Below are 14,663 nucleotides of genomic sequence, written 5' to 3' on the forward strand. Positions count from 1 at the left end.
AGTGCGGCTGATGCCGGATCGTCTTGATGGCCGGGCCTATGTCCTGCCCGACAACCTGAAGCTCGCGGTCGAGGTCGCGTACGCGACGGAAAGACCGTTGTTGCTGCGTGGCCATCCCGGATCCGGAAAGTCGTCCTTGGCAGCACATGTCGCGTGGCTGAAGTCAGCCAGGTACTACGAACTGACTGTCACGTCACGGACGCAAGCACAGGACCTCCTGTGGAGCTTCGACACCGTGCGTCGTCTGGCCGACGCGCAACTGCGTGAGCGCCGTGACGACCACGCATACGTCGAACCAGGTGTGCTCTGGTGGGCGCTCGATCGCGACTCGGCGTTCCGGCGCGGGGCCGACACCGATCTGCCCTCGGCTGTCGAACCGAACGCCGAGTTGAACGCGGATCGTTCACCGGCGCACGCCGTCGTGCTCATCGACGAGATCGACAAAGCCGATCCCGACCTGCCGAACGGTTTGCTGGCGCCGTTCGGCTCGAACCACTTCACGGTGACCGAGACCGGTGTCGTCGTTCAGGTCGGCGACAGCCCGAGCACGCCCGGCGAGAGCAGGCACCTGATCGTGGTCACCACCAACGAGGAGCGCGAACTTCCGCAAGCCTTCCTGCGACGTTGCGTCGTGGTGTGGCTGGAGCACCCCAACGTCGACGGACTCGTCGACATCGCACGCAAGCACCTCAACACCTACGAGAACGGCATGACCGCCGACGAGGAGACACTCGCGCGCGCACTTGCGACGGCGGTAGTGCAGGCACGCGAAGACAAACAGAATCGACCGCCCAGCACAGCGGAGTTTCTCGACGCGCTCACCGCATGCCGGAAGCTCGGCATCTCGACCACCAGCCCTGCCTGGCGGGAACTACACGACATGGCGCTCATCAAGCAACCGCGGCCCAGCTGATGCCGCCCCAAGTGTGGCTGGGTGACCTGTTGCGTGCCATGGCAACGGGTGCGGACGCGCGCAATGCGGCGGAACTGCTCGGACTGGTGGCCCCACGGGACATCTCACCGCACGTTTCCACACCGGATGGCACGTCGAGACCGTCGACATCGGCCTCCAGCAGCGCCACGAGGTCAGCGGAACGAGAAGAACAGCCGGGTGACCCGGTCGAAGCGCCGCGTCAGGCAGTACCGATGTTGACGGAGGTGACCAGCAAGCCCGCGGCGGCGAGCAGTTGGATTCCGGGGCCGTCCCTGCCCCTGCCTGCCGGGGACCAGACGCCACACCCGACCCCCTTGCTGTCGCCTCGCACGACCGCCGCGGTTCTGCACACGGTGTTGTCCACCACCGCAGAGGACGGCCAAGCCGACGTCGAGGCGATCACGCGCCTGTGGGCACGCGGCGAGCCGATCCGCTCGTTGCCGAGAAAACCCCGGCAGACCTTGCGCTTCGGCGTCCAGGTCCTCGTCGATCTGGGCGAAGCCATGCAGCTCTTCGCACGCGATCAACGAGAGTTGGTCGGTCAGATCCGCTCGGTCGCCGGTCTCGAATCCACCTCTGTCGAGTACTTCGCGGACATACCCACCCGTGGTTCCGGCCCTGGCGGCCGACGCACGTGGCGCGACTACACCACACCGAGTCGGGGTAGCCGGATCTTGATCCTGTCGGATTTCGGGATCGGCGGCCCGGCGTTCCATGATCGCCGCGGCAAGCCCGCTGAGTGGCTCAGCTTCTTGAACAAGGTGCGGCGCGAAGGTTGCTCACCGGTCGGCCTGGTGCCGTACCCGCCGTCCCGCCGACCTGCCTGGCTCACTTCCTCGCTGCCTCTGGTGCTGTGGGATCGCAGCACGACCGTGGGGCGAGCGGCGGCGTCGGTGAGGAGGTGACCGTGCTGGAACCGCCTGAGGAGCTCGCGACCGCACTGAGCGTCGCCGTACGAATCGAGCCCGAGCTGATCCGTGCTGTACGCCTGCACGTGTTCCCTCACTTCGATGTCTCAGCCGAAGCCGACCTCTGGTTCAGTCACCTCGTACGGTCGCGCGGCCCGCACGGCATCGTGTTCGTCCAGGAAGAGCTGGCGAACCTGCGCGCTCGCCTGACGTCGTGGCTTGCCACGAAAGGCCCGTCCGATCCGGTGCACCGGATCGGCGACGTGATCGCAGCCGTCCACGAGAACCTCTCGCCCGCTTTGGCGCTGGAAGAGCAGGTGACGTGGCTCGCGGTGACCGGCCGCGACGACGAGATCGACGATGCGCTGCGACCGGCGCTCAAGGCGCTGGTGGAGGAGAACCGCAGCGGGGTCGGCGACTGGTTCACCGCGGCCTGGCACAGGTTGCCCGCCAATGCCCGCCGATCGCTGACCGCGTGGAAGCTCGCCCAGGTCGTCCGGCCGGCCCAGCTTGGCCGCACACCGTCCCTTGGACTCGTGCGTGGCGAGGTGGCAGGCCGGGATCTCGCGGACATCGTCAAGCACTTGCCATCTGTTCGGCTGCTGCTGCGGCGCAACGGGAACACCCTGACGGTAGGCGACTTCGAGCCGACCGCGGACACCGTGGGAGTCATGGTGCCCGACACCGACCCACGGCTGCTGGACGTCTCAGGCAGGCAGGTCGATGTGCGGCGCGGCGCCAGCAAACAGGTCTCCGTCAAGCCAGGACCGGTTCGAGTGACCACCGCACGCGGTGCGGTGTACGAGGTCGCCCCGCCGAGACGTCCGGTCAACCGGTTCGTGGGCATGGAGGCCACCGAGATCCTGGCCACGCTGAGGCACCCACCGTCACGCGCCGATCTCCTGAAACTCGCAAGCTCACTCGGCGATCTCTACGACACTTCCGTCCGGCAGGCCCCCGACAGAAACGATGTGCTCGAGGAGCTGCGGACGCTGAGAGCGTCTAAAGTAGACAGTGGTTCGATCGTCGTGGTGTGGAGAGGTCCCGTTCGGCAGGCCGAGCCTCTGAACGAACTCGTGCTGAGTCTCAGCGAGGAGCCGACCGAAGCCGAGCTTGTGGGCCTCGACCTGATCCTCGACGCCTGTGTTTCCACCGGCGCCGCACAGATCCTGTTCGTGCTCGAGCTCATGGTGCTCGACACCGCGGCGTCCGGCGACTATGAGCTCGGACTCGGGCGTCGAATCGCCGACAGCTTGCTGCGCCATTGCCCGCAGAACGTGTCGTTCGGGGCGGTCGTCGCGAGGGCGGGCTCTCACGACTCCCTTGTGCCGAAGATCATCGACATGCTCGAGAGCGGACCGTCCCACCCCGAGGGTCGGCTGCGGTGGTCCTCCCTGGGCGAGTACGTGTCCGGTCGCGATGTCGTGCGCGAGTTGGCAACCGACAGTGCAGTGGCGAATGTGTTCACTGGCCTGAAAGGGCCGATGTTCCGCAACCCCTTGCACGGCAAGGTCCTGGAACACGAGCCCACGCCTCGGTTGCCGGGTTGGCGTGCCGAGGTGGCAGTCGTACTCGGATGGGTGCGATCCCGCAGACCAGGACTGAGAGTGATCAGCGGCTGGAACCGACACACCAGGGACGCCATTCTCTACGAAGTCCAACTCCGGCTCGGCCACGACAACGTCAGGTTCTTCGAACTCACGTTTGCTCCGACGGGCGAGGACTTCGATGAGATGCGCCGAAACCTGGACGCTCTCCCACTCGACGATGTGGATGTCGTGGTGGTGCGCGATCCCAACACGCAGCTTGGCTTCGTGTCGACGTTGATCACACACCTGTTGAACACGTACGCGAACACTATCTTCCTCGTGTCGACGAATTACGCGTCGCCTCTCTTGCAGGCACTGGCTATCCCAGGCCCTGGCCTCGACCTGGACACTGATGTCCTGACCAACACGATGCGCCAGCTCGCTGGCACACACCCAGGGATGTTCGCGCGCACGATCGCAACTTTCCTGGTGGAACAGCAGAAGATGCCGCCCCCGTTGGTCAACCGGCTGGTGGATCAGCTGATTCAGCGTCCGGTGCGCACCGATGCGGCCGACTGGCAGGACGAGATCCTCGACAACCTGCGACGGGTGATCGACGAGGATCTGGCCACCATGCCGGCCGCGCGGCATCTCCTTCTGCCCTTGGCGTGGGCTGCTGAGCCTGGCATGCCGATGGCCGAGTGGATCTCATGTGCCAACGCCATCCGTGCGGGGCGCGATGACCTCTACGATGGTCACAGCATCCGGGAGGCCTTGACGGACTTCGAGCACTACGTGACGAGCAGCCGAGGGGTGTACCGGATCGCCCAGGTCAGCCTCGCCGACCATCTTCGGCAGGCCACCTCGCCTCAGACGTTGCGGCAGATCGTGACCGCGCTGATCGAACTCGCAGGCACGAGCGGGCCTGTCAGCGACTATCTGCGGCGCAATCTCGCCCGCCATGTCGCCGACGTCGGCGAGGACGGGTTGAGACAACTCCGTCTACTGGCTGAACGAGATCAGCGGTGGAGCCCGTCCCTCGCTCGGGCCGCACACGAACTCGCGGAACTCGACGGCGGGGAAGACGGACTCGCTTTTGCCCGCGAGGCCGCGGCAGTCTGGAGTCAACTCGCCGACGACGATCCAAGCTTCGGGGACGAACTCACGCGATCGAACGAACTCCTCAGGCACTTGCTGAACGGTGCCGCGCGGTCAGGAACAACCCTGTCGATCACGATCGTGATCTCAGTAAATGCGCCATCGCTGGCCGCACTGGTGAAGCGCGCGCTCGACCAGCAGCGCCCGAAGCGGCCGCCAAGCGGTCGTGGCGAGATTCGTTCCCAGGACATGGTCGTTGTCGTGCCAGGAGTGAGGGGCAACCTGCTCTACGGTCCGGACGGCCAACCGACCGCAGCTCCGCCGTTGCCTGATGACATCGGCGACGAACATCCGGACGACGGCGTCGTACCGGGCAGGCTCTCTCGAACCGGATACGGAAGCCTGCTCGACAGGCTCGGACAACTGGGATACGACGAGAGCAAAGGCAACCTGCTTGCCGTGCCGTACGACTGGAGACTCTCCCACCGCTGGACCGGGCGGTGGCTCGGAGAACAGGTCAGCGGTGCACTGGCTCGATGGCGTGACCGGAGTGACGCGGACGCCAAGGTCGTGTTCGTCTGCGTTTCCACTGGCGGACTACCGGTCAGGTGGTACGTCGAGAAGTGCGGCGGCGCACAGATCACCGCGCACACCATCATGATCGGATGCCCTCGACTGGGCTCGATGAAGGCGTTGCTGCGGTTGGCCAACCGCAAACGTGACTCGGCGGCCACGACGTTCTGGCGCAGCCTTCCCTCCATGTATCAGTCTCTGCCGATTTACCCGTGCATCGACGTGGGCGGCCACCTCTCCGCCGTGACCGATGTCGAGCTGCCGAACTTGCCGCGTCACCGCGTGGCCGACGGGACGGCGTTCTTGCACGACCTGCTTGAGGCCGAAGAATCCCGGCCGCACAGCACGAAGATCACATCGTCGATCGTCGGGATGACCAAGTCGACGCCAATCACTGCGCAAGTCGACAACGCCAGGCTTCAGGTGGTTCAGGCATCGGAATCCGGCGACGGATACGTGCCGTGGTTCTCAGCTCACACGTATGGCCGAGCTGAGTCTGCTGACGACCGTGTAGCTGAAGCGCATGACAACCTTCACCGCAACGACGAGGTGCTGGAGGCTGTGTCACGCCTGCTCAACGTCCGCGTTTGACCGCTGCGAGAAACCCCTCCCAAGCGCTTGCACCGACCCCGATGTGAGCAACGGGCGCCTTGCTGTCCCGGATACCGATGCCGGCGGCAACCTCGACGCAGTTACCCGCGTTCCCACTCCGGGTGCTCTTGCGCCACTCGGCCATCGGTGTCTCCTCAAGTCAGCAGCCGCTTGATCAGCCCTTTCGATTGTTCCGCATCCAAGGCGATCTCATCGAGCGCCTCCAGCACCCGCTCGTACGACTTCACGGCGTACGGCGCCTCGATGATCAGGCTGGAGTTCTCGCTGTCCAGGAACACGACCGGCTCGTACTTGTCGAACGTCAACATGTCGAACGCCCCCGCGAGCCCTGCGTGCGCACCGACCGAAATCGGCACGATCCGGATATCGATGTACGACCGCGCCGCCATTTTGAGCAGGTGCTCCAACTGCGCCTCCATCGCCTGGCGCCCACCGACCGGCGACAGCAGAGCCGATTCGTGGATGTAGAAGACGCACTTCAACCCCTTGCGCAGTAACACTGTCTGCCGCTCGATGCGCGCCCGCACGCGCTCCTCGACCTCGTCCTCTGGCACGTTCACGCACGACGCGATGACAGCCCGCGCGTACTCCGGCAGCTGGATCAGGGCCTGCACCAGCGAAACCTGCCAGCTGATCAGCTTCTTCGCCGCGCGCTCGTGCTCGATCAACGTGCGCGGCCGGATCGGCGTGCAGGCCCCGTGCTCCTGCCACCAGCCCTTGAGGTTCATCTCGTTGAAGAGCGACAGCAGGTGGTCGCGTTCCTGCGGCGGTGTCCGGCACACACCCAGCAGCAGCGCGACTTCCAGCTCGGTCGCCCCTCCCTTGCCGTTCACGAGGTCCGACACCTTGGCCTCCTGCCAGCCCACGAGCTCGGCGACAGCGCGTGAGGTCAAGCCGGTGTTCGCGATGGCGGAACGCAGTCCATCACCGAACTCCCGCCCCCTTGCAGTGGAGAATCTTTTCGGCATGCCAGGGAAGGTAGACCCATTCTCAACGGTTCTAGAACGTTTGGTCGCAACATAACCCAAAAGGGCGTTAGCTTGGAGGCCCTCCAAGTCGGAGAATAATTCAGTGAGATTTCGTTGGATGCCCCACCGGGGGCGACGTCACGCCGTCACCGACGAGCCGGCCAGGGGGCAGCTCGTCGAGACACTGTGCGGCGACCCCGTTGCACCACAAGGGCAAAGCCTGTGGCGAGACAAGAACGTGTGGCCGACCTGCTGGGACTGCGACGGCGTCTGGCGAGAGAACGAGGGGATCCTGCCATGGCCGCGGAAATCCTGACCGAGGACCTGCTCCGGATATCTCTTCAGCGCCTCTCGCGTGAGGTGGTGAAGACTTATCCACAGTTCGGGGAGATGCTTGCACAAAATATGTTGCGCACGTGCGGCCTGATTCCCGACGTCGCGCGCGCGGAGCACTATCAGGAACTCGGCACGCTTCTGATCGACCTCGGCCGGCTGTACCTGGCCGAGGCCGACGCACTGCGCACCGTGGAGCCGACTTGACTCACTTACGCCTCAACGAATCTCTGACCGCCCAGCACCTGAAGGCGTGCTATGGCAACCGCCGTTCCGCCAGTTCTCGCAGGCGGCGCATCGCGGCCGCCGCCTTCAGGGCTTCTTCGTCGTCCGGGTCTTCGCGCAGGTACTCCTCGATCTCCGCCTCCGCTTCGTCCGCGAACCCGAGGACGACATCGACGAACCGCACGTCCTCCGGTTCCACGACCAAGCCCTCGCGGAGCCGCTCGCCGAGGCGCACGATCATCTGCTCGGCGAACTCGAAGTGGCCGAAGCGTCCCGCGGCACGCATCGTCATCATCAACATCATGAGCTCAGCCAGCTGCGTCGTGTCGGTGTCGAGAGTTCCGGGTCGCTGATCGATCTCAGCCGCGAACCGCTCGATCACCGGCCGCGGATCGTTGTCGACAAAGGCGTCGTGGCACCACTTCAGCCAATCCATCGCCCCCAGGACGTAGGCGGGCCAGCCCATCAGGTCGACCGCGTGCCTGGCCGTGAGCGCGGGGAGCCCTGCCGAGCGGGCCGACCCCAGCTGACCGCACATCTCCAGCACCCTCATGTGCAGCACCCGGCACTGGATCATGCGGAGCTCGACGAGGATCGCATGAGGAGTCAGGAACCGCTGTACGTCCAACTCCCAGATCGCTTCGTCCAGGTACTTCAACGCATCCTGCAGCAACGGCGATGAAAAGTCGTCGGGCATGCTCTCGAGACACGCGAGCGCATGCAGGCGTGCGGCCACCCCGAGCAGGCCCACCACATCCGGACTGCCTCGATGCTTGTCGATGAGTGCGAGCACCTGGGCGAAGTCGGATTCGTCCGCCGTGAAGCCGTGGTCCGGCCATGCCAGCAGCAATGCCCGTTCGGTGAGTTTCAGCTGGAGCTCGAGGAACTTGCCGGTCGACTTGTCCGGCCACGGCACCCACTCCAGCAGACGCCGCCAATACTCCAGTCGCGACGCGGCTTCGGTTGCGTCGCCGGGTGCCGGGTTCACCGCTTCCAGGCACACGGCGACCGCGTACTCGGTGAGCACGGCCGTACCGGTGATCGCGCGCATCCTCGTCACCAGATCGGTCGCGTCTGCGGGCACAGCGGGCAAGTCGGCGACTGAACCCACTCCACTTCGCATCGCCTCGTCCAACCAAGCACCCTCCACGTTCTCGCCCACGTCGGCCGAGAACGGATCGAGGGTCAGCGCATCGATCAGTGCGGCGAGATCCTCGGCGGTGTGTCCGAACCGGCTGGTCGCGGTGGAGGACGCGGAAGCGATCGCGATGCGACAGGCGTCGGCGATCCTCATCCCGATGTCACGGCTGGACATCGGGATCAGGTTCGGTGCCAGCACCGCCACAGAGGTCAACCGCTCGCGGTCGTTGGCGCCCGCCCCGACCAGCGGCGAGACCATCTCAAGTGGTCCGCCACCGCGGACAAATCCCATCAGGAACACGCAGAAGATGCGCACGCTGTCATCTGTCGCTCGTTCCTCATCGGCGAGGAACGCGGCCAGAGTCGGCAAAGCACCGGCCATGAGCAGCTGCGGCAGGAGTTCGCGCGAGCGCGAGACATCTGTGACCGGGCGCATCAGCAGCGCGCGGATGAACAGGTTGCGGTAGCCGAGTTCCACGTCCGTCTCCACTGCTTCGGACGCCTCGGCGACCAAGCGGTCGACGCCGACCTCCACGGTGTCGTGGGCGAACGTCCAGCGGCTGTCCTGAATCCTGATGAACGCCGACAGGACATCGCGGAACAACGCCATGTCCGCGGAACTCATCGAGGGCATCCCGCTTCCCTCGACCACGGCGTGCAGATCATCTTCTGTCACCCCGTACACCGACACGCCAACCACGCAGAGCAGCAGGCCCAACCTGACGTCGACGAGGTCGAGCAGTCGATACATCGCCGTCAGCTGCAGGTCGCCCACGTCCGGCGGCAGATCCTCGACGGTCTCTTCGAGCAGCTGCCGAAGCGCGACCTCGGGATCGGTGCCGCCTAGGTCGGCGTTGCGCAGCACCATGTAGTCGTGCGCCATCAACGTCGCTAGCAGCTCGCTCGCGACAACGAGCCAGCGTGCGAACGTCGAGCGGCTGACGAGCCGTTGCACCAGTGCGGCCGGTACTGCTTTGTGGTGCCCTGTCAGGCGTTTCGCCACCAAGACCACCGCGTCCCGCACGCGGAGTTCGCCGATGTCCATCACCTGGGTGGCCGGCCTCACCCTGAGCAAGTCCGCCTCGAACGAGCCCTCTGCGGCGGAGACCAGCAGCCGGACGCGATCGCCCAGGTCGATCGGCAGCCATGCCAGCGCGTGAGACTCGGTCAGCTCACCGCCGAACCTGTCGAGGCCGTCGACGACGACCAGCGGTCCGTGGAGCCGCATCGATCCACGCAACGTCTCCAGCCACGGTTCGAGCACGTCGTCTAGCCGCAGCTCGGCGGGGCCGTGCCGGCGGGCGATCTCCTGTGCGCGCTCCGCCTCCAGCTGGGCCAGCAACAGCAGGACGCACACCGCGATGCTCTCGCTCGCCGGGGTCGCCCCGACACGGACGTAGGCTTTCTCGGTTATCTCGTACCCGGCGAGGCCGTGGAACTTCATCCTGGTCGCGGCCATCGCCATGAGCGCGGACTTGCCGGAGCCGGACGGCCCGACCAGCGCCAATGCCGTCGGCGCGAACTGCTTGCGCCGCCGGAACACCGGGTGATCGGGGTCGTCCCCGCTCGACATGTCGGACAGGTGGGTCCGGTAGTCCCAGTACTCGTTGATGTGGCTGAGCTCGTCCGCACGGCCGACGAAGTGCTCTGCTTCCTGCTCCGCCGCCCACCGGTGCGCCCGCAGCTCGTCGGTCAACCAGTCGCCCGGCACCGGTGGCGCGAGCACGAAGTCCAGCAACCGCACCAGTTCCGCGGTCGCCGTCGCGGTGAACGCCTCGGGCTCGTACGCAATCGGCAGATCCCTCAGGTGGTGCCGGAACCGCTTCTGCGCCGGGACTTCCTCGGCACCGGTACGCGCGAGCAGCACCGGCGCGGCGCCGTCGGTCACGCTTTCGCGGACTGCGGCCAAGATCTCCAGCGCGGTGACGGACAGGGGAAAGCCCGGATCGGCCACTCCGGCGGCGGTGCGGGCCTCCTCGCCGAGGTGGGGCGGCGGCACCCAGCCGTACTCGCCGCCGAGCAGGCCGAGGAAGAGCGGGCGGCACCGGCGCACCTCACCGGCGCACACCTGCAGGATCACCCGCTGCCGCGTCTCGGCGTCGAAGCGGTCGTCGGTCTTGACACCCCAACGCAGGTCGACCGGGTAGATGGACACGCCGTGCCCGCGTTCACGCAGGCGTTCGTTCACGCTGGGGATCACGACGCGGGCGAGCAGGTCGCGTTCGCGGTCCATGTCGCGGAACGTCGAGGCGACGAAGAGCGGCATCCTCCGCCACGGCGCGTGGCTGTCGGTCGGTGTCACGGCGGCTCTCCGTTCCCGGTAGTGCGATGGGAAGTCGCGCCGCTCCGGGGAGCCGTTACTCGGACATCACGACCGCGCGGCCGGAAGTGTCGAACTCGTGCGCCAAGGTCGTCAGGGCCTGCCCACCGGCGGCCCACGCCGCCGTCCAGGTGAGGCACTCCGCCGCCCCGTTCCCGCCGCGCTCGACCAGGTCAGCGCCGATCGAGTCGAGCCAATCCCACGACGTTCCGCCGACACCGGCCAGGAAGGACTCGTCCCACGTGCGCACCAGCTCGCGGATCGTGCCCTCAGCGCGAGCCTTCTCGTTGACCGACTTGATCCACGCCTGGCGCTCCTCCTCCGTGAGCACCACGCCCGTCTCGGGTTCGCGGAAGCCCGGCAGGTCATGCGCCAGACCGCCGGATCCGATGTACAGAACGCGCCGATCCGAGAAGAACTCCCCGACGCGGCGTCCCAGCGAAGCCGCGCGGCGGAAGGACGCGTGCGGTGGCGAGGCGCAGTTGATGAAGATCGGCAGCACGGGCTTCGCCGAGATCGAACCCAGCAGGTCGCGGGCCGTGTGGCCGAAGGCGTGATCCAGCGCGGCCTCGTACGCCGTGGCGATGTCGAAGTCGTGCGCCACCAGATCTGCCACCAGCGAACGGCCCAGGTCCGAGGGCACGTCGTAGGTTCCGACCGGGCCTGCGACGTCGCCCTGGGCCTCGGCCGAGAGCACCACGGCGAAGGTGGGGACCACGGTGCGGAACGCGCGGCGGTGGTCGGTTCCGAAGAAGACCACCAGTTCCGGATCGAACTCCAAGACAGCCGAGCGGGCCGTGGCGATCGCCGAGCGCACCGGGCCGTGGGGAGCGCTTGGCAGGGTGATCAGGTGCGAGGCGCAGACCGTTAGGCGATTCTTCACCGGGCCAGTCTAAGTTCCGCGGCGTGACGAGACGTGCACTTGCGGTGATCATCACCGCTGCCCTCATTGCGCCCGTTTTCCCTGCTCACGCCGACATCACGAGACGCATCGAGACCGAACGGACCGAGAGACCGGTCGCTCCCGGCGTCACCCACAGCTCCTTCGACTGGTACGCGCCCGACGGCTGGATCCGCGGCGACGCCCTCGCGATCGACCTCACCAGGTCCCAGGTCGGGTACGTCGATCCCGGCACCGTCAGCCAGGCCGCTCCCCTCTCGCAGCAGACGAACAGAGCGGTCGCCGCGATCAACGGGGACTTCTTCGACATCAACAACAGCAACGCGCCGGAAGGTGTCGGCGTCAAAGACGGTCAGCTCGTCAAGTCCGGCAGAGGACGCGCGGTCGGGATCGACGCGGCAGGCGTCGGCAGCGTGATGGAGACCTTCTTCGAAGGCACGCTCAACGGCACGCACAAGCTGACACAGCTCAACAGCGCACGTATCGACGTGGACGGCATCGGCGTCTTCAACCCTTTGTGGGGCACCTACAGCCGAGCGCGCGCTACCCAAGGTGCGACCAACACGGCCGAAGTGATCCTGCAAGACGACATCGTCCAGACCGTCGGTGACCCCAGCGCTACCCCCGTCATGGGTTACGCGCTCGTCGGCCGCGACAAAGGCGCCGATGTGCTCAAGCAGCTCAAGCCCGGCGACAAAGTCCAAGTCAGCTACCAGAGCCGCACCAGCAACGGCAGCCAGCCGAAAACGGCCATCGGCGGCCGGCAACTGCTCGTCAAGGACGGCAAGAACGTCGCCCCCGCCGACCCGCTGCACCCGCGCACGGCGGTGGGTTTCTCCGCGGACGGCAAGAAGATGGTGATGCTGACCGTCGACGGACGGCAGGGCCCGTTCCTGCTCGGCCTGAACCTCGAAGACCTCGCCGACGCCATGATCGAGCTCGGCGCGCACAACGCCCTCAACCTCGACGGCGGCGGCTCGTCGACGATGCTCGCCCGTGAACCCGGCACCACCGAGCTCAAGGTCGTCAACACCCCCTCCGACGGCGGCGAACGCCCCATCCCCAACGGCCTCGCGCTCTACGCGCCCACCGGCACCGGCCGCCTGACCGGGTTCAACGTCAGCACGAAAGACAAGCGCGTCTTCCCCGGCTTGACCCGCCGGATGACCGTCGAGGGCCACGACGAGACGTACGGCCCGGCCAGCGACGCACACCTCGCCCGCGCGACCGGTGGCTGGGCGATCGGCGACACCTTCCACGCCGCACCGCACACCGGAAACGCCACCTTCACGGCGTTCCGAGGCTCGGTCTCCAAGACCGCCGACCTCCAAGTGCTGGGCAAACTCGCACGACTCGCACCGGCAACCCCCAGGATCAGCCTGAACCCGAACGAGCGGAAACCGTTGGAGATCAACGGCTTCGACGCACGCGGATTCAGCGCCAAGATCGAACGTGCCGACCTCGACCTCAGCTACGACCGGTCGATCATCGAGGTCACCCCGGACCTGCAGATCATCGCGCGCAAGACCGGCGCCACCACGCTGAAGTCCAGAGCTCAAGGCAAGGAGACCCAGGTCGCGATCACCGTCGGCGTCAACGACGAGCTGGTCGCCGGCTTCGACGACGCTCCACAGTGGACATTTGGCTCGGCACGCGCGACCGGCTCGGTGGCACCGGAAACGGGCCGCACCGGCACCGGCCTGAAGCTGAGCTACGACTTCACCCAGTCGACCGGCACCCGCACCGCCTACGCCATCCCGCCGAAGCCGCTCCAGGTCGACGGGCAACCCCTGTCGCTCGCCGCCTGGGTGCACGGCAGCGGCAAGGGTGAGTGGACGGCGTTCACCGTGACCGACGCGACCGGCCAGTCGAGATCGCTCTACGGTCCGCACATCACCTGGAACGGCTGGAAACAGCTCGAGGTCGCGCTTCCGGCCGAGCTGAAGTTCCCCATCCAGGTCACCAGGTTCTACACGATCGAAACCAAGGCCGACCGCTCCTACCAGGGTGAGGTGATCGTCGACGACATCACCGCACGCGTCCCTCCCGAGATGACCCTGCCACCCACCCCTGACCTGCGCGAGAAAGTGATCGGCGCAGCGGAGGGCTGGAAGTTCGCGGTCATGTCCGACGCCCAGTTCGTGGCCCGCAACCCCGACAGCGATCTGGTCAGATCCGCTCGCCGGACCCTGAGAGAGATCAAGAAGTCCGGCGCCGAGTTCGTTGTGATCAACGGCGACCTGGTGGACGAGGCGGCGCCGGAAGACCTCAGGCTGGCGCGCAGGATCCTGACCGAGGAGCTCGGCGACTTCCCCTGGTACTACGTGCCGGGCAACCACGAGATCATGGGTCCGGGCACGATCGACAACTTCCGCCGCGAGTTCGGCGCCACCAACCGCACGTTCGACCACAAGGGCACCAGGTTCGTGCTGCTCGACTCGTCGACGGGAACGTTGCGAGGCGGCGGCTTCGACCAGATGGAGATGCTCCGCACGGCCCTGCAGACCGCCGAGGGCCAGGCCGTCGTGATGATGCACCACCCGCCGAACGACCCCACTCCCGCGCGCACGAGCCAGCTCTCCGACCGCGCGGAGGCGGCGTACTTCGAGAAGCTGTTGTCCGAACGCGACAAGCCGACGACGTTCGTCGGCGGCCACGTCGGCGGCTTCTTCGCGTCCACTGTGGATGGTGTGCCGCACGTGATCAACGGCAACTCCGGCAAGGCACCTGCTGAGACGGGAGGTTTCACCGGCTGGACGCTCGTCGGTGTGTCCAAGAACAACCTCAAGGCGGAGATCCGGCCGCATGTGGACGCACTGCACGTGCAGGTGCCCGAGGACGTCAGGTTCGGCAAGCCGGAAATGGTTGCGGCGACGTTGAAACAGGGGTCCCGGACGTTGCCGGTGAAGTACCCGATGCACGTGGAGTGGGATGGGTCACCCGGTTTGCACGTGGGCGAGCGGACCGGCATCAGGCCGTGGCACGTCGCGTGGCTCGACCCCGGCACGGGTGTCCTCACCGGCATCAGGCCTGGTCAGGTCAAGATCTCGGCGACGGTCAACGGCGTGACGAACAGCGCGGACGTGCGAATCAGCCTGCCGGAGGTGGCCTGACCTGGTCTG

General features: G+C 66.4%; 10 protein-coding genes. 6 read left to right on the top strand and 4 right to left on the bottom strand.

Annotated elements, in window-relative coordinates; all coding sequences use genetic code 11:
* Positions 1-10: 10 nt before the first annotated feature.
* The 3 genes from LFM09_RS25945 to LFM09_RS25955 all read left to right on the top strand — a co-directional run bounded on the left by LFM09_RS25945 (position 11) and on the right by LFM09_RS25955 (position 5,633).
* Complete coding sequence (locus LFM09_RS25945; RefSeq protein WP_414099142.1) at positions 11-913, top strand: AAA family ATPase; 903 nt, start codon at positions 11-13, stop codon at positions 911-913.
* Between the two features lie 233 nt (positions 914-1,146).
* Positions 1,147-1,839 (top strand): hypothetical protein, encoded by a 693-nt coding sequence (locus tag LFM09_RS25950; RefSeq protein ID WP_414099143.1) that lies wholly within the window; start codon positions 1,147-1,149, stop codon positions 1,837-1,839.
* A 302-nt stretch (positions 1,840-2,141) separates the two neighbouring features.
* Entirely contained in the window at positions 2,142-5,633 is a 3,492-nt protein-coding gene (locus LFM09_RS25955; RefSeq protein WP_414099144.1) for an esterase/lipase family protein, read from the top strand.
* Here the strand turns inward: LFM09_RS25955 and LFM09_RS25960 are convergent.
* Together LFM09_RS25960 and LFM09_RS25965 are read right to left on the bottom strand one after the other, a co-directional pair.
* Complete coding sequence (locus LFM09_RS25960) at positions 5,617-5,778, bottom strand: DUF397 domain-containing protein (protein ID WP_414099145.1); 162 nt, start codon at positions 5,776-5,778, stop codon at positions 5,617-5,619. The genes LFM09_RS25955 and LFM09_RS25960 overlap by 17 nt on opposite strands.
* A 10-nt stretch (positions 5,779-5,788) precedes the next feature.
* Positions 5,789-6,622: a helix-turn-helix domain-containing protein gene (locus LFM09_RS25965; RefSeq protein WP_414099146.1), complete on the bottom strand. Its 834-nt coding sequence runs from the start codon at positions 6,620-6,622 to the stop codon at positions 5,789-5,791.
* Between the two features lie 118 nt (positions 6,623-6,740).
* On the opposite strand from LFM09_RS25965, the gene LFM09_RS25970 reads away from it, so the two are divergent.
* Positions 6,741-6,938, top strand: coding sequence for a zinc finger protein (locus LFM09_RS25970; RefSeq protein ID WP_414099147.1), 198 nt, complete (start codon positions 6,741-6,743; stop codon positions 6,936-6,938).
* Positions 6,920-7,162 carry a hypothetical protein gene (locus LFM09_RS25975; protein WP_414099148.1) on the top strand — a complete coding sequence of 81 codons (243 nt, stop codon included), beginning with the start codon at positions 6,920-6,922 and terminating at the stop codon, positions 7,160-7,162. Before LFM09_RS25970 ends, LFM09_RS25975 begins: the two co-directional genes overlap by 19 nt.
* A gap of 49 nt (positions 7,163-7,211) precedes the next feature.
* Here the strand turns inward: LFM09_RS25975 and LFM09_RS25980 are convergent, their stop codons facing one another.
* Together LFM09_RS25980 and LFM09_RS25985 are read right to left on the bottom strand one after the other, a co-directional pair.
* Positions 7,212-10,622 (bottom strand): DUF4062 domain-containing protein, encoded by a 3,411-nt coding sequence (locus tag LFM09_RS25980; RefSeq protein ID WP_414099149.1) that lies wholly within the window; start codon positions 10,620-10,622, stop codon positions 7,212-7,214.
* A gap of 55 nt (positions 10,623-10,677) precedes the next feature.
* Positions 10,678-11,523 (bottom strand): hypothetical protein, encoded by an 846-nt coding sequence (locus LFM09_RS25985; RefSeq protein WP_414099151.1) that lies wholly within the window; start codon positions 11,521-11,523, stop codon positions 10,678-10,680.
* A gap of 23 nt (positions 11,524-11,546) precedes the next feature.
* Between LFM09_RS25985 and LFM09_RS25990 the strand changes: the two genes are divergently transcribed.
* Positions 11,547-14,654 carry a phosphodiester glycosidase family protein gene (locus tag LFM09_RS25990; protein WP_414099152.1) on the top strand — a complete coding sequence of 1,036 codons (3,108 nt, stop codon included), beginning with the start codon at positions 11,547-11,549 and terminating at the stop codon, positions 14,652-14,654.
* The last annotated feature ends 9 nt before the right edge of the window (positions 14,655-14,663 follow it).

Origin of the sequence: Lentzea alba, from assembly GCF_047445655.1 — a bacterium.
Classification (GTDB): Bacteria; Actinomycetota; Actinomycetes; order Mycobacteriales; family Pseudonocardiaceae; genus Lentzea; species Lentzea alba_A.